The sequence below is a fragment of the Burkholderia sp. Bp8998 genome (assembly GCF_003854235.1).
Classification (GTDB): domain Bacteria; phylum Pseudomonadota; class Gammaproteobacteria; order Burkholderiales; family Burkholderiaceae; genus Burkholderia.
Genome location: NZ_QTQF01000034.1, coordinates 64,281 through 78,653, shown reverse-complemented (window position 1 = coordinate 78,653; position 14,373 = coordinate 64,281). Strand labels below are relative to the sequence as shown.

Here is a 14,373-nt window from a genome sequence, read left to right as displayed (position 1 = left end):
CAGAACTGCGTGCACTGCAAGACCTGCGACATCAAGGACCCGACGCAGAACATCGTGTGGGTCACGCCGGAAGGCGGCGGCGGGCCGAATTACCCGAACATGTAACCTGACGGAAAACGCCGCCTCGCGCGGCGTTTTTTTCGTCCGTTCGGCATTCGACGCCACCCTGCCCTGCGGAGCGCGCGCGGTTCATGCACCGCGCGCCGCACTGCCCCGCGCTAACGCGCCGCGATCCGCCGACGGAAATGCTCGGTACCGGAAACGATCTTGTCGAGCACCGCGTCGAGCGCCCAGAACCGTTCGCGCACGTCGTAGTCGATCGCGCGGCAACGAATCGATCCGAACGTGCCGATCCGTTGATGATAGATCTTCGCGAGCGCCGGGTAGCCAAGCGCTTCCGACACCGCCGAGAGCACCAGGAACGTCGACAACTCGTCGGCAAACGCCGGATCCGAGTCGCCCTGCGTGCGCAACCATCGATACAGATCGGGATGGAAGTTGGTGAACACGCCGTTGAAGCCGGCCGAACCCGCCTTCATCGCATCCCATGCGATCGCGGCGTTCGCATTCAGGATCTTCAGCGGCGACCCGGCGGCGAGTGCGACGCGTCGCTTCACCGTCTCCAGATCACAACTCACGTCCTTCAACATCACGAAGCGGCCCGTATCGATGCACGCGAGCAGTTCGTCATCAGACAGCAGTCGCCGATAAGGCGCCGGACATTCGTACAAGCCGAGCGGCAAATCAGACGGCAATCGCGCGAGCAACTTGTGAAGATGGTCGAGAAACGCGGCGCTGCCTTTGCGCTGCGGATCGAGACGGTTGGTCACGAGCACGACGCCTTGCGCCCCCGATTCCGCCGCGGCACGCAGCTCGGCGACCTGCGCATCCAGATCTTCGCTGATATGGCCGGACGCGACGACGGGTACGCGCCCGGCCACCCGCTCGACCACGAAACGCGCGAGTTCCGCACGTTCGGCCAGGCTCAGGAATTGCATCTCGCTCGATTGCGCGACCGCGAACAGCGCATCCGAGCCGTGCGCCAGATACCATTCGATGAGTCGCTCGAGGCCCGCGTAGTCGATCGCGCCGGCGTCGTCGAACGGCGTCAGCATCACCGGCACGATCCCCTCGATGGTCGCGGTCGATTGCTGATGTGGTTGCATCTGTTTCTCCTTCCTTCAGTGAATACAGGGATGTCGCCGACGTACTCAGGCCGGCAGCGGTCCGGACGCGGCGCGCGCGGACTGCTCGGGAATCGGCTTGCGCACCAGCAGCAGGTAAGCCATCGCGCCGGCGAAGGCGATTGCCGCCGCCGTCAGCAGCGCCGGCACGAACGACCACTTCTGCGCGATGACACCCGTCAGGATCGGCGCGAGCGCACCGCCGATGAAACCGCCGAAATTCTGGATCGCGCCGAGCGATGCGACACGGCTCGGCGGCGCGGCCGCCGTCGCGAGCGCCCACGAACACGCCGATGCCGCGTTGGCGAGAAAGATCACGACAGAAATGCATGCGAGCGCGACCGTGTTGCTCTGCACGAGCGCGGCCGGAATCGTGAACGCGACCATCCCGAGCATCGCGACGACCACGGCATTGCGCCGGCTCACGACCGGCGAGCGGCTGCGGCGCGTCACCAGATCCGAGAGCCAGCCGGCAACGAGCGAGCCGACGAACCCGCACAGGAACGGCACGGATGCCGCAAACCCGGTGCGAATGAGGCTCATGTGACGCTCCATCGTCAGGTACCCCGGCAGCCAGGTCAGGTAGACCCAGTTCAGATACACGGAACCGAAGAATCCGATCAGCATGCCCCAGGTCGTGCCGTGCGAGAACAGGCTGCGCCAGTCGGCGAAGGTCAGTTTCGGCATCGCGACAGCAGTCTGCGCATCGGCATCGAGATACCCTCGTTCCGCCGCAGTCAATTGCGCGCGTGCCGGATCGCGGTACAGCGCAAACCAGACGACGGCGACGACGAGGCCGAGCGCCCCCGTCACGACGAATGCCCAGCGCCAGTTGAACGATGCGACGAGCACCGCCAGCAACAACGGGGCGAGCGCGGTGCCGAGCGGCGACGCCGCGTTGAAGATCCCGGTCGGCATACCGCGTGCACGCAACGGAAACCAGTTGCTCACCACCCGCGCCGCCGACGGGAACTGCGGCGCCTCACCGATGCCGAGCACGATGCGCGCGACGATGAACCAGCCGAAGGTGGACACGAGACCGCCCGCGGCCTGCGCGAACGACCAGACGATCAGCCCGATGCCGAGCAGCCGGCGCGGTCCGATGCGATCGACGAGTCCGCCGACCGGGAATTGGCACAGCGCATAGCTCCATGAGAATGCCGACAGCAGCAACCCCATCTGCGAGAGCGACAGCCCGAGATCACTCCGGATCGCCGAACTCGCGACGGCCAGCGTGCCGCGGTCGAGATAGTTGACGATCCCGCTCGCCATCAGCAGCGCGAGCGCGATACGTTGTCCGCGCCGGATACGTGGCGGCGCAGTCGGAATAGCTTGATTCTCGTCCATTGCGTTTGTCTCCATGTCCTGAATGGTTGCCGGGCCTCGGTTATTTCCGTCGTCGCGGAATCTAGGCGGCCCCACGCTCCACTTCTTCGCGTGTCGGAATCGACGTCTGTGCGCCGTAGCGCGTGACGCTGATCGCGGCCGCACGCTGTCCGAACGCGATCGCGTCGTCCATCGACGCACCGCTCGCACGGGCGGCCGCGAAGCCGCCCACGAAGGTGTCGCCGGCCGCCGTCGTATCGACGGCGACCACCGCCATCGCCCGATGCCGGCCGTTCCCTGCACTTCCGCGCCAGCAGACGCCGCGCGCGCCCAGCGTGACCAGCACGTTGCCGACACCCTTCGCGCGCAGCGCTTCGGCGGCCTGCACCGCCGAGGCATCGTCGTCGACGGCAATGCCGGTCAGCGACTCCGCTTCCGTTTCGTTGACGACGAGGTAGTCGATGCGGGCCAGCAATGCGTCGAACAGAGGCCGTGCGGGCGCCGGATTGAGCAGCACCGGCGTGTGATGTGCAATCGCACTGCCGATGGCGCGCGCGACGGTCTCGATCGGCACCTCGAGCTGGCACACCATCAGCGCCGCGCCGGCGATCGCGTCACGCGCCCCATCGATCAATTCGGCATCGAGGCGCGCGTTTGCACCGGGCACGACGACGATGCTGTTCGCCCCGTGCGCATCGACCGTGATCGTCGCGACCCCGGTTGGCTCATCGTCGATCCGGTGCAGGTGCGTCACGTCGATGCGCTCCGCCGCCAGCGCATCGTGCAGACGTGCGCCGAACGCATCGTTGCCGACGCAGCCGATCATCGCGACCGACGCACCGAGGCGCGCGGCGGCCACCGCCTGGTTCGCCCCCTTGCCGCCGTGGACGGTCTGGAACGAAGTGCCGAGCAGCGTTTCGCCCGGCACGGGTAGCCGCGGCGCATGCGTGACGAGGTCGACGTTGAGGCTGCCGACGACCGCGATTCGGGGTGGTTTTGCGCTGGTCATCATTAAATGTAACCGCTTACATTTGCGACGGACAAAATGGCCCGAAAGGCCGTCGTCGACGAAAACTTCACAATGCGGCTGAAACCTGTGTCTGACATAATACGGAGTAGCATCAAGATAGCGCTTACATTCTCACAGGCGAGACCGGGAATGCAAGCGCGGCCACGACGAATCGAGGGTAAACGATGCCGTTTTTGACAACGCGCGGCGCCAGCGGGACCGCCGCGCCCGGGGATGACCGATGAGTACGCCTCCATCCGGCGGCGGTGCGGCCCGCGCACGCCGCGGCAGCGGCCGGTCGGTGCTCGGGGATGTCGCGAAACTCGCCGGCGTGTCGACCGCGACCGTTTCGCGCGTCTACAACGATCCCGGCAAGGTCTCGGCCGACGTGCAGCAGCGCGTGCGCGACGCCGCACGTGCGCTGAACTGGATTCCCAACGCAGCCGGCCGCGCACTCGCCTCCACGCGTACCCACATCACGGGGGCGATCATCCCGACGCTCGACGACCAGGTGTTCGCGTCGCAGGTAGCGGGCATGCAGGCGGTCATGGCCGAGCACGGCATCACCCTGTTCCTGGGCTGCTCGAATTACGATCCGGCGCAGGCGCTCGCGCAGGTGCGCGCGATGCTGTCGCGCGGCGTCGAAGCCGTGTCGCTGGTCGGTGAAGCGTATCCGCCGGAAGTATTCGAACTGCTCGATCTGCATCGGGTGCCGTATGTCATCACCTATGCTTACCGCGACGACAGCCCGCACTGCTGCATCGGCTTCGACAACCGCGCGGCATTCGCACGGCTGACCACCCACCTGCTCGAGCTCGGGCATCGCGATTTCGCGATCATCATGCAGCCTTCGGCGGACAACGACCGCGTGCAGGCCCGCCTGCGCGGCATTCACGACACGCTCGCCGCGCGCGGGCTGGCGGTCAGGCCGATCCACCAGCACGAGGGCCCGGCCACGATCGCGTTCGGGCGGGCGAGCCTGCGCGCGATTGCCGACAGCGGTGCAACGCGCCCGACGGCCGTGATCTGCGGCAACGACGCACTCGCGCTCGGCGCGCTGCTCGAGGCCCAGGCACTGGGCATCGACGTGCCCTCGCAGCTGTCGATCACCGGATTCGACGATGTCGCGCTGGCTCGCGAAATCCGGCCGGCGCTGACGACGATGTGGGTCGACACCGATGCGATCGGCCGCAAGGCCGCCCGCGCGTTGCTCGACGCACTCGAGGACGGTGCAGCCGGGCCCGGTTGCGCGGTACTGCCGGAGCTGCGGGTGCGCGAATCGGCCGCGCCGCCGGATTCGGCGGCCCAATGAAAACGGGGCGCCTCAGGCGCCCCGTTTCGCATCGAATCGGTCGAACCGGCGATTGCCGGCCCCGTTGCATCAGGTCGCGCTGCCCGAGATCTTCGGCGTCGACGTCTCGACGTCGCCGCACTGTGCGCGATGGCGCAGCGCATGGTCGATCAGCACCAGTGCGAGCATCGACTCGGCGATCGGCGTCGCGCGAATGCCGACGCACGGGTCGTGGCGGCCGAAGGTTTCGACCGTTGCCTCCTCGCCGGCCTTCGTGATCGAACGGCGCGGCGTGCGGATGCTCGACGTCGGCTTGATCGCGATCGACACCGTGATGTCCTGCCCGGTCGAAATCCCGCCGAGCACCCCGCCCGCATGGTTGCCGACGAAGCCGGCCGGCGTCAGTTCGTCGCCGTGCACCGAGCCGCGCTGCGCGACGCTGCCGAAGCCCGCGCCGATCTCGACGCCCTTCACCGCGTTGATGCTCATCATCGCCTTCGCGATGTCCGCATCGAGACGGTCGAATACCGGCTCGCCCCAGCCGACCGGCACGCCCGACGCGACGACGTCGATGCGCGCGCCGATCGAATCGCCATCCTTGCGCAGCGCATCCATGTAGGCTTCCAGCTCCGGAACGATCGCCGCGTTCGGGGAGAAGAACGGGTTCTCGCGGACGTGCGACCAGTCGACGAACGGCACGTCGATCTCGCCGAGACCGCTCATGTAGCCGTGCACTTCGACGCCGAAGCGCTCGCGCAGCCACTTCTTCGCGACCGCGCCCGCGCCAACGATCGGCGCGGTCAGGCGTGCGGACGAGCGACCGCCGCCGCGGTAGTCGCGGATGCCGTATTTCTGCCAGTAGGTATAGTCGGCATGGCCGGGGCGGAACGTCTCGACGATGTTGCCGTAGTCCTTGCTGCGCTGGTCGGTGTTGCGAATCAGCAGCGCGATCGGCGTGCCGGTCGTCACGCCTTCGAACACGCCTGAGAGAATCTCGACCTCGTCGGCCTCCTGGCGCTGCGTCACGTGTCGCGACGTGCCGGGCTTGCGGCGATCGAGCTCGACCTGGATATCGGCTTCGGTCAGCCCCATTCCCGGCGGGCAGCCGTCGATCACGCAGCCGATCGCGGGACCGTGCGATTCGCCGAAGGTCGTGACAGTGAAAAGCGTGCCGAGAGTATTGCCGGACATGATGGAACCGCCCAAATAGAAATGGCGCAAACCGATGCGCTGCCGGGGCCGCAGGCAGGTCGATCGTTTGCCGGTCGAGAAAAAGGGGTAAACCGCTATTATGCCAGCCGTCCGGGACCCGCGGGCCGCGTGAACCGTTCAGACCACACGGGCCTGCGATGAATACGGCCCGGCGCGGCGGTCGTCGACCCGCGCCGTTCCGGCCGAACGGGCCGATTCGCGGCGGCCACCACCGCCCGGCACGATGCCGCCGGGGCCGCCCGCTTACTTGCGCAAGCCGCGCAGTTCGGTCACCGCAGCCTGCAGCGCCTCGGGTGTCGCGACCGAGGCCGGCATCGGCTCGCCGACCGCGAGCGTCAGCCGGCTCATCACGCCGCGCTTGATGGGTCGCGGCATGCGCGCATCGCCGTGACGGGAGAAATAGCTGCCCCACAGCCCGCGCAGCGCCATCGGAATCACGGGCGCCGGCGTGCGGCCCAGGATCTCGGTGATGCCGTGGTGGAACGTGTTGATGTCGCCCGTCTTGGTCAGCTTGCCTTCCGGGAAGATGCACACGAGCTCGCCTTCCTTCAGTGCGGCCTCGCATGCGTCGTACGCACGCGCGAGCATGTCGGGATCCTCGTGGCGCGGCGCGATCGGGATCGCCTTCGCATGCCGGAACACCCAGCTCGCGAAGCGCGTCTTGAAGATCCGGTGATCCATCACGAACCGGATCGGCCGCGGGCTCGCGGCCGCCAGCACGAGCGCATCGACGTAGCTCACGTGGTTGCACACGAGCACGGCCGCGCCCTCTTCCGGGATCCGCTCCGCATGCACGAGGCGAATCCGGTAGAACGTGTGCACCAGCACCCATGCGACGAAGCGCAGCAGGAACTCGGGGACGAGCAGGTAGATGTATGTCGCGACCACGACGTTCAGCAGCGCGGTGACGAGGAACAGGCCCGGGATGTCGACACCGGCCTTGGTCAGCCCCATCGCCATCAGCGCCGACAGGATCATGAACAGCGCGTTCAGGATGTTGTTCGCGGCGATGATCCGCGCACGATGGGTCGGCGCGCTGCGGCTCTGGATCAGCGCATACAGCGGCACGCTGTAGAAGCCGCCGAACATCGCGAGCAGGAACAGGTCGGCCAGGATGCGCCAGTGGCGCCCGCCGGCCAGGAATTCCCCGACCGACAGCAGATGCCCGGGCGACGGCAGCGCGCGGCTCGCGAAATACAGCTCGATCGCGAACACGCTGATGCCGATCGAGCCGAGCGGCACGAGGCCAATCTCGACGCGCCGCTGCGACAGCCGCTCGCACAGCAGCGAGCCGAGGCCGATCCCGACCGAGAATGTCGCGAGCAGGACCGTGACGACGTCGGGGCTCGCGGACAGCACATCCTTCGCGAAATTGAAGAACGACGTGAGAAACGTCGCGCCGACGAACCACAGCCACGAGATGCCCAGCAGGCTCAGGAACACGGTGCGGTTCTGTCGCGCGAGCCCGAGGTTGCGCCACGTTTCGCTGAACGGGTTCCAGTTGATCACGAGATCGGGCTGCGGCGCCGGTGTCGGCGGCACGCGTTGCGCGACGAGCCGCCCCGCGAGCGCAATGACCACGACGCTGACGGCGAGCACGCGCTCGCCGCTGCCCTCGATACCCGCGGCAGCACCACCGATGATCGTGCCGATCAGGATCGCGATGAACGTGCCCATCTCGACGAGGCCGTTGCCGCCAACCAGTTCATGGTCGCCGAGATGCTGCGGCAGGTACGAATACTTGACGGGGCCGAACAGCGTCGAGTGCATCCCCATCATGAACGTGCACAGGTACAGCAGCGTCGCGCTGTGCGTGACGAAACCGGCCGCGCCGACCAGCATCAGCACGATCTCGAAGGTCTTCACGAAGCGCGTGAGCGTCGCCTTGTCGTATTTGTCGGCGATCTGGCCGGAGGTGGCCGAGAACAGCACGAACGGCAGGATGAAGATCGCGGAAATCAGGAACGCGGCCGTCTTCGCGTCGACGCCGGAAAAGCGCGCGGTGTGATAGGTCACGAGCGACGTGAACCCGATCTTGAACACGTTGTCGTTCAGCGCCCCCAGGAACTGGGTCGTGAAGAACGGCGCGAAACGGCGCTGGCGCAACAGGTCGAACTGCGACGCGTGGGCGCGCCGTTCGCCGCGCGACGCGGAAGAGACTTGCGTGTGATCGCTCATGCGGAATACGCGCGCATCGTCTGGGCGAAGCTGCGCGGGCCTTGTGGTGTTGTCGAAAAAACGGCGGCGCAGGCTGAACCTGCGCCGCCGTGCGCCGAGTGGCAGCGCCCGCGCGTGATGGCACCGGGCGCGACGGGTTTCACGGCTTCTGTGCTTCGGCTTCCGATTCCGGCCAGTCGCGGATGTACGCCTTCAGCATCCGGTTCTCGAAGCTTTGCGCCTCGACGACCGTCTTCGCGACGTCGTAGAACGAGATGACGCCCATCAGCACCTTCTTGTCGAGCACCGGCATGTAGCGCGCGTGGCGCTCGAGCATCATCCGGCGCACTTCGTTGACGTCGGTTTCCGGCGTGCACGTGAGCGGCTCGTCCATCACCTTGCGCACCTGCACGTCGCCGATCGCGCCGCCGTTCACGTGCAGGCGCAGGATGATCTCGCGGAACGTCAGCATCCCGACGAGATCGCCGTACTCCATCACGACGAGCGAACCGATATCGTGTTCGGCCATCGTATCGACCGCTTCGCGCAGCGGCTTATCGGGCGTCACCGTAAACAGCGTGTTGCCCTTCACTTTCAGAATATCGCTGACGCGCATCGTAGTCCCCTCATGCTTGAATGCAAAACCTCTTTCGATCCTATCGGAAAGCCTGTCAAAAGGAAAGCGCGGGCCCGCGCGGCGCGGCCGCCCCCGCTTGCGGACACGGGCCGCCCGCCGCACAATGACCCCATGGACGGCGGCCCGAGGAGACGGCCATGGCGCATACGCATACGGAGCATTTCGCCAGCTTCGCTGATTTCTACCCGTACTACCTGAACGAACACCAGAATCTGACGTCGCGGCGGCTGCATTTCATCGGCTCGCTCGGCGTGATCGGCTGCGTCGCGATGGCGATCGCGACGGGCCACTGGCCGTGGCTGCCGGCGGCGGTCGTGTGCGGCTACGGATTCGCGTGGGTCGGACACTTCTTCTTCGAGAAGAACCGCCCCGCCACATTCCGGCACCCGATCTACAGCCTGATGGGCGACTGGGTGATGTTCAAGGACATCTGCACCGGCAAGATTCCGCTGTAACGCCCGCCCGGCACCGCGTCACGCCGTTTTCGGCGGCCGCGCGTGCGGGTCGGGCGCGTCGCCGGGCACGGGCCCCGGCACGGTCGTCGCCGGCTGCACAGCCGTCAGCCGATGCGCGGCGATCAGCGACGCGAGCGATACGTCGAATCGATCGTTCGACAGCACCTCGAGCAGTGCCGCGCCTTCGACATGGCTGCGACGCCGCTGCAGCTGGTAGGTCAGTTCGGTGCGGTCGATCACCAGCACGTCGAACAGCTGCGCCAGCGTCAGTTGCTCCGGGTTGGCCAGCAGGATGTAGCGCGGCGGCGGCTCGCCGTTGTCCAGCCGCGCGATCCATTCCCGCTCCTCCATCGTCTGCAGCAGCCGCTGCGCCGTTTCCATGTCGCAGCGCAACATGGTCGCGAGCCGCATTGCGGTGTAGCCCGCCTTGCCGACCGCGCGCGCCTCGGCCAGCCGCGCGAGTAATTCGAGCGCGTCGAGCAGGTCGCTGCCCGGATAGTGGATGCGATGGAACTGGCCGACGCGGATCGCCGGCAGCGCGGACGCCACCATCGCGCCGAGCAGCGCGATGAACCAGCTCAGGTACACCCACAACAGGAACACCGGCAGCGCCGCGAACGCGCCGTAGACGGCCGTATAGGTCGGAATGCGCCGCACGTAATAGCCGAAGCCGCGCTTCGCGAGCTCGAACGCGATGGCCGCGAACAGCCCGCCGATCACCGCATCGCGCCATGCGACCGTGCAGTTCGGCAGGTACACGTACAGCAGCGTGAACGCGAGCACGGTCAGCGGCAGCGACACGAGCGCGAGCAGCCACTCGACGATCGACGTCGACGGCGCGGCGCCGGTGAACGCCAGCGATTCCGTAAACAAGTACGACGAGATCGACAGGCTCACGCCGAACAACAGCGGGCCGAGCGTGATCAGCGCCCAGTACGCGAGCACGCGCTGCGCGAACGGCCGCGGCTTGCGCACCCGCCAGATCAGGTTGAACGCGGATTCGATCGTCATCATCGTCATCACCGACGTGACGACGAGCACGATCAGGCCGGCCGTCGTCAGCCCCTTGGCCTTCGACGCGAACTGGTTCAGGTACTTGAAGATCTGGACGTTGAACTGCGCGGGCATCAGGTGGTCCGCGAGGAACCCCTGCAGCGAGATCTGGAACGACGCGAACATCGGGAACGCGGTGAACAGCGCGAACGCGACCGTCACGAGCGGCACGAGGGCCAGCATCGTCGTGAACGTGAGGCTGCCCGCGACTTGCGGGATGCGATCCTCGGCGCTGCGCCGGGCCGCGAATTGCGCGAGGCGCTTGAGGGTGTCGAGATCGACGCTCAACTTCGGCAAACGGCTTCTCCTTATTGATGCCGCGCGCCCGACGGCGGCGCGCCGCCGCCGCGCTATGCGACGACTTCAGCCCCTATAATAGCCGCTCGATCCAGCAGGGGCCGACTGCACCGGGCAAGCGCGCGGCCGCACGCGGCCCCGTCGCCCATGAAAGACATCCTCGTCCTCTATTACAGCCGTCACGGCGCCACGCGCGATCTCGCGCTCGCGATCGCGAACGGCATCGACAGCGTGCCCGGCATGCAGGCCCGCATCCGCACCGTCCCGCCCGTCTCGACGGTCTGCGAAGCCACCGCCCCCGACATCCCGGCCGACGGCCCGCCGTACGCGGAACTGCGCGATCTCGAGGAATGCGCGGGCCTCGCGCTCGGCTCGCCGACCCGCTTCGGCAACATGGCCGCCTCGCTCAAGTATTTCCTCGACGGCACGACCCCGCAATGGCTGTCGGGCGCGCTGACCGGCAAGCCGGCGAGTGTGTTCACGTCGACCGGCAGCCTGCACGGCGGCCAGGAGTCGACGCTGCTGTCGATGATGCTGCCGCTGCTGCATCACGGGATGATGATCGTCGGAATCCCGTACACGGAAGCCGCGCTCAGCACGACGCGCACCGGCGGCACGCCGTATGGCGCATCGCACGTGTCGCAGCACGACCGCAGTGCGCCTGCAGGGCTGTCGGCCGATGAAAAGGCGCTCGCGGCCGCGCTCGGCGTGCGGCTCGCCCGCGCCGCGGCCGCGCTGTCCGCCGCCCAGGCCACCGAAGCCGCATGAACGCGCCCGCCCGCCCCGCCGGCGCCGCCCGGCCGCACTACGCGCTGGCCGCCGCCGCGTGCCTCGTCGCGCTGATCGCGCTGTCGCTCGCGTGGGAACTGTGGCTCGCGCCGCTGCGCCCGGGCGGCTCGGCGCTGATGCTCAAGGCCGTGCCGCTCGCGCTCGCGCTGCCCGGCGTCTGGCGGCGTAACATCTATACGATGCAGTGGGCGAGCATGCTGATCCTCGTCTATTTCGCCGAAGGCATCGTGCGCGGCATGTCCGACCGCGGATTGTCCGCGACGCTCGGCTGGTGCGAGACCGCGCTCGCCGTCGGCTTCTTCGTGGCCGCGCTGGCCTACGTCGCGCCATTCAAGCGCGCGGCGAAGCGGCAGCGCGCCGCGTCCTGACCCTTACGCGACCGAACGTGATGATTTCTTCCGAAGCCTTCGTATCCGCCTGCCGCGACGCGATCGGCGCCGCCTTTGTGCTGACCGATCCGCACGACACCGGGCCGTTTCTCACCGACTGGCGCCGCCGCTACAAGGGCAGCGCGTGCGCGGTGCTGAAACCGGCCGATACGGCCGAAGTCGCCGCGCTCGTCCGGCTCGCGAACACGCACGGCGTCGCGCTCGTGCCGCAAGGCGGCAACACGGGCCTCGCCGGGGGCGCGACGCCCGACGCGAGCGGCGCCCAAGCCGTGCTGAGCCTCGCGCGCCTGAACCGCGTGCGGGCGCTCGACCCGCACAACAACACGATCACGGTCGACGCCGGCGTGATCCTCGCCGACGTGCAGGCGCGCGCCCGCGAAGGCGGCCGGCTGTTCGCACTGAGCCTTGCCGCCGAAGGCAGCTGCACGATCGGCGGCAACCTGTCGACCAACGCAGGCGGCACCGCGGTGCTGCGCTACGGCAACGCACGCGAGCTGTGCCTCGGGCTCGAGGTCGTGACGCCGCAGGGCGAGATCTGGGACGGCCTGCGCGGGCTGCGCAAGGACAACACCGGCTACGACCTGCGCGACCTGTTCATCGGCGCGGAAGGCACGCTCGGGATCATCACGGCCGCCGTGATGAAGCTGCATCCGCTGCCGGCCGCGCAGGTCACCGCGCTGGCCGCGCTCGAGTCGCCGCACGCGGCGCTCGATTTCCTCGCGCTCGCGCAGCGCGCGGCCGGCCCGCTACTGACCGGCTTCGAGCTGATGTCGGACTTCTGCATGCAGCTCGTCGGCAAGCACTATCCGCAACTGCGCTACCCGTTCGACCGCACGCATGCGCAGACGGTGCTGCTCGAACTGTCGGACAACGAGAGCGAAACGCATGCGCGCGCGCTGTTCGAGAAACTGATGGAAGAGGCGTTCGAGGCCGGGCTCGTGGTCGACGCGGTGGTCGCGGAAAATCTCGCGCAGTCGCGCGCGTTCTGGGACCTGCGCGAACACATTCCGCTCGCGCAGGCCGACGAAGGACTGAACATCAAGCACGACATCGCGGTGCCGATCTCGTCGGTCGCGCGCTTCATCGACGAAACCGACGCGGCGATCCAGCAGGCCGCGCCGGGCGCGCGGATGGTCACGTTCGGCCACCTCGGCGACGGCAACCTGCACTACAACGTGCAGACGCCCGAAGGCGGCGACCCGAAGGCGTTCCTCGCGGCATTCCAGACGCCGATCAACCGCATCGTCTACGACAACGTGCACCGTCACCACGGCACGATCAGCGCGGAGCACGGGATCGGCCAGTTGAAGATCGACGACGCGCAGCGCTACAAGTCGCCGGTCGAAACGGCGCTCATGCGCACGCTGAAGACCGCGCTCGACCCGCGCGGGCTGATGAATCCCGGCAAGGTCCTGCGCTGAAGCCCACCACCCCGGAGCGATGTTCATGAGAGTTCGCGTCCTGTCCGACCTGCATCTCGAAAGCAACCAGCCCGACACGATCGCGCATGCCGACGCGGATCTCGTCGTGCTCGCCGGCGACATCCACAATCACGCGGAAGGCCTGCGCTGGGCCGCCGAGACGTTCGATCCGGGCGTGCCGGTAGTCTACGTGCCGGGCAACCACGAGTACTACGACGGGGAATTCGGCGCGCTCGAAACCGCGATGCGCGACGCCGCGCAGGCGATCGACCACGTGCACTACCTGAACAACGGCGTGTACGTCGATCCGGCGCAGCGCTTTCGCGTGCTGGGCACGACGCTGTGGACCGATTTCTCGCTGTTCGGCGCCGACGAGGCAAGCATCGCACGCGCGATCGAGGCCGGCGTGCGCGTGATGCTCGATTTCAAGGGCTTGATCCAGGTGACGTGGCCGCATGATGCGGCACTGCATGCGGTTGAGGCGCCGGAGCGGGACTTCACGCCGGCCGACGCGATCGCGCTGCACCGGCAAAGCCGCGCGTGGCTGGAGGCACGGCTCGCGACGCCGTTCGCGGGCCGCACGATCGTCGTCACCCATCATGCGCCGCACCTGCGCTCGCTGGCGGAGCGTTACGCCGAAGACCTGGCGTCGGCGGGATTCGTCACGGACATGACGGAACTCGTGCGGCCGCCCGTGGACCTGTGGATCCACGGCCATACGCATACTTCATTCGATTACGTGACCGACAGCGGCACGCACGTGGTGTGCAACCCGCGCGGCTATATCCACCGGCGCACCGGCGAACTGGAAAATCCCGCGTTTGCGTGGGACAGAGTGGTCGAACTCGGCTGAACGCCGAGCCGTCAGGCATCGGGCCGCGTGATGCGGCCCTCCCCGATCCGACAGGCCGCCCGATCAGCGATCGGCGCGGCGTGATCCGTTCGACGACGGGCGCACCCGCACCGGCACCGGCTTCATCCGCGCTTTCATCGCGCGCAGCAGATCGCGCGTCGCCGCGGCGGCGGCGGCCGCACCAAGCAGAACTCCAAGGCCGATCATCAGTTGCGTATCCATTCCGACTCCGGGTGTGGGCAGATCCAAATCTCCATGACTGAAACAGTATCAAACTGTCCGCTGTCCGTTGGTAAAAAA

15 protein-coding genes are annotated in these 14,373 nt (G+C 67.5%); 7 read left to right on the top strand and 8 right to left on the bottom strand.

All coding sequences use genetic code 11. The features are described 5' to 3' along the window. A partial coding sequence (locus DIE06_RS28345) for a 4Fe-4S dicluster domain-containing protein (RefSeq protein ID WP_141667388.1) occupies positions 1-105 on the top strand: 105 nt, incomplete at its 5' end. A gap of 113 nt (positions 106-218) precedes the next feature. Here the strand turns inward: DIE06_RS28345 and DIE06_RS28340 are convergent. From DIE06_RS28340 to rbsK, 3 genes are all read right to left on the bottom strand, one after another. Further along, positions 219-1,166 carry a dihydrodipicolinate synthase family protein gene (locus DIE06_RS28340; RefSeq protein WP_124664237.1) on the bottom strand — a complete coding sequence of 316 codons (948 nt, stop codon included), beginning with the start codon at positions 1,164-1,166 and terminating at the stop codon, positions 219-221. A 45-nt stretch (positions 1,167-1,211) separates the two neighbouring features. Next, the gene (locus DIE06_RS28335) at positions 1,212-2,531 is read right to left on the bottom strand and encodes an MFS transporter (RefSeq protein WP_124664236.1); all 1,320 of its coding nucleotides are present in this window, start codon (positions 2,529-2,531) and stop codon (positions 1,212-1,214) included. A 61-nt stretch (positions 2,532-2,592) separates the two neighbouring features. Next, on the bottom strand, positions 2,593-3,522 hold the full coding sequence (gene rbsK / locus DIE06_RS28330; protein ID WP_124664235.1) for a ribokinase: 930 nt from the start codon (positions 3,520-3,522) through the stop codon (positions 2,593-2,595). A 238-nt stretch (positions 3,523-3,760) separates the two neighbouring features. Here rbsK and DIE06_RS28325 point away from each other — a divergent pair, with 238 nt between their 5' ends. Further along, on the top strand, positions 3,761-4,831 hold the full coding sequence (locus tag DIE06_RS28325; protein ID WP_124664234.1) for a LacI family DNA-binding transcriptional regulator: 1,071 nt from the start codon (positions 3,761-3,763) through the stop codon (positions 4,829-4,831). Between the two features lie 69 nt (positions 4,832-4,900). Here DIE06_RS28325 and aroC read toward each other — a convergent pair whose 3' ends face one another. The 3 genes from aroC to DIE06_RS28310 form a co-directional block, all read right to left on the bottom strand. Then, on the bottom strand, positions 4,901-6,001 hold the full coding sequence (gene aroC, locus DIE06_RS28320; protein WP_124664233.1) for a chorismate synthase: 1,101 nt from the start codon (positions 5,999-6,001) through the stop codon (positions 4,901-4,903). A 264-nt stretch (positions 6,002-6,265) separates the two neighbouring features. After that, entirely contained in the window at positions 6,266-8,200 is a 1,935-nt protein-coding gene (locus DIE06_RS28315) for an MFS transporter (RefSeq protein WP_124664232.1), read from the bottom strand. Positions 8,201-8,339: 139 nt separating this feature from the next. Continuing rightward, a complete protein-coding gene (locus tag DIE06_RS28310; RefSeq protein WP_044846066.1) occupies positions 8,340-8,795 on the bottom strand; it encodes a CBS domain-containing protein in 456 nt (151 codons plus the stop codon). A 158-nt stretch (positions 8,796-8,953) separates the two neighbouring features. On the opposite strand from DIE06_RS28310, the gene DIE06_RS28305 reads away from it, so the two are divergent. Next, the gene (locus DIE06_RS28305; protein ID WP_124614997.1) at positions 8,954-9,271 is read left to right on the top strand and encodes an Mpo1-like protein; all 318 of its coding nucleotides are present in this window, start codon (positions 8,954-8,956) and stop codon (positions 9,269-9,271) included. 18 nt (positions 9,272-9,289) lie between these two features. Here DIE06_RS28305 and DIE06_RS28300 read toward each other — a convergent pair whose 3' ends face one another. Next, positions 9,290-10,621 (bottom strand): YihY family inner membrane protein, encoded by a 1,332-nt coding sequence (locus DIE06_RS28300; RefSeq protein ID WP_124664231.1) that lies wholly within the window; start codon positions 10,619-10,621, stop codon positions 9,290-9,292. A gap of 147 nt (positions 10,622-10,768) precedes the next feature. On the opposite strand from DIE06_RS28300, the gene wrbA reads away from it, so the two are divergent. Genes wrbA through DIE06_RS28280 form a run of 4 tightly spaced genes read left to right on the top strand, consistent with a single transcriptional unit; the run spans position 10,769 to position 14,073 of the window. Next, on the top strand, positions 10,769-11,389 hold the full coding sequence (gene wrbA, locus DIE06_RS28295) for an NAD(P)H:quinone oxidoreductase (RefSeq protein ID WP_124664230.1): 621 nt from the start codon (positions 10,769-10,771) through the stop codon (positions 11,387-11,389). Beyond that, positions 11,386-11,778, top strand: a complete 393-nt coding sequence (locus DIE06_RS28290; protein ID WP_124664229.1) for a DUF2069 domain-containing protein — start codon at positions 11,386-11,388, stop codon at positions 11,776-11,778. Before wrbA ends, DIE06_RS28290 begins: the two co-directional genes overlap by 4 nt. A 20-nt stretch (positions 11,779-11,798) precedes the next feature. Then, positions 11,799-13,220, top strand: coding sequence for an FAD-binding oxidoreductase (locus DIE06_RS28285; RefSeq protein ID WP_124664242.1), 1,422 nt, complete (start codon positions 11,799-11,801; stop codon positions 13,218-13,220). 25 nt (positions 13,221-13,245) lie between these two features. Further along, entirely contained in the window at positions 13,246-14,073 is an 828-nt protein-coding gene (locus tag DIE06_RS28280) for a metallophosphoesterase (protein ID WP_124664228.1), read from the top strand. 63 nt (positions 14,074-14,136) lie between these two features. Here DIE06_RS28280 and DIE06_RS38495 read toward each other — a convergent pair whose 3' ends face one another. After that, a complete protein-coding gene (locus DIE06_RS38495) occupies positions 14,137-14,295 on the bottom strand; it encodes a hypothetical protein (RefSeq protein WP_170296438.1) in 159 nt (52 codons plus the stop codon). Positions 14,296-14,373: the final 78 nt, after the last annotated feature.

Bases quoted from the DNA above. Each gene is read 5' to 3' on its own strand.
- DIE06_RS28340 (WP_124664237.1), bottom strand. From the start codon at position 1,166: ATGCAACCACATCAGCAATCGACCGCGACCATCGAGGGGATCGTGCCG.
- DIE06_RS28335 (WP_124664236.1), bottom strand. From the start codon at position 2,531: ATGGACGAGAATCAAGCTATTCCGACTGCGCCGCCACGTATCCGGCGC.
- rbsK (WP_124664235.1), bottom strand. From the start codon at position 3,522: ATGATGACCAGCGCAAAACCACCCCGAATCGCGGTCGTCGGCAGCCTC.
- DIE06_RS28325 (WP_124664234.1), top strand. From the start codon at position 3,761: ATGAGTACGCCTCCATCCGGCGGCGGTGCGGCCCGCGCACGCCGCGGC.
- aroC (WP_124664233.1), bottom strand. From the start codon at position 6,001: ATGTCCGGCAATACTCTCGGCACGCTTTTCACTGTCACGACCTTCGGC.
- DIE06_RS28315 (WP_124664232.1), bottom strand. From the start codon at position 8,200: ATGAGCGATCACACGCAAGTCTCTTCCGCGTCGCGCGGCGAACGGCGC.
- DIE06_RS28310 (WP_044846066.1), bottom strand. From the start codon at position 8,795: ATGCGCGTCAGCGATATTCTGAAAGTGAAGGGCAACACGCTGTTTACG.
- DIE06_RS28305 (WP_124614997.1), top strand. From the start codon at position 8,954: ATGGCGCATACGCATACGGAGCATTTCGCCAGCTTCGCTGATTTCTAC.
- wrbA (WP_124664230.1), top strand. From the start codon at position 10,769: ATGAAAGACATCCTCGTCCTCTATTACAGCCGTCACGGCGCCACGCGC.
- DIE06_RS28290 (WP_124664229.1), top strand. From the start codon at position 11,386: ATGAACGCGCCCGCCCGCCCCGCCGGCGCCGCCCGGCCGCACTACGCG.
- DIE06_RS28285 (WP_124664242.1), top strand. From the start codon at position 11,799: ATGATTTCTTCCGAAGCCTTCGTATCCGCCTGCCGCGACGCGATCGGC.
- DIE06_RS28280 (WP_124664228.1), top strand. From the start codon at position 13,246: ATGAGAGTTCGCGTCCTGTCCGACCTGCATCTCGAAAGCAACCAGCCC.
- DIE06_RS38495 (WP_170296438.1), bottom strand. From the start codon at position 14,295: ATGGATACGCAACTGATGATCGGCCTTGGAGTTCTGCTTGGTGCGGCC.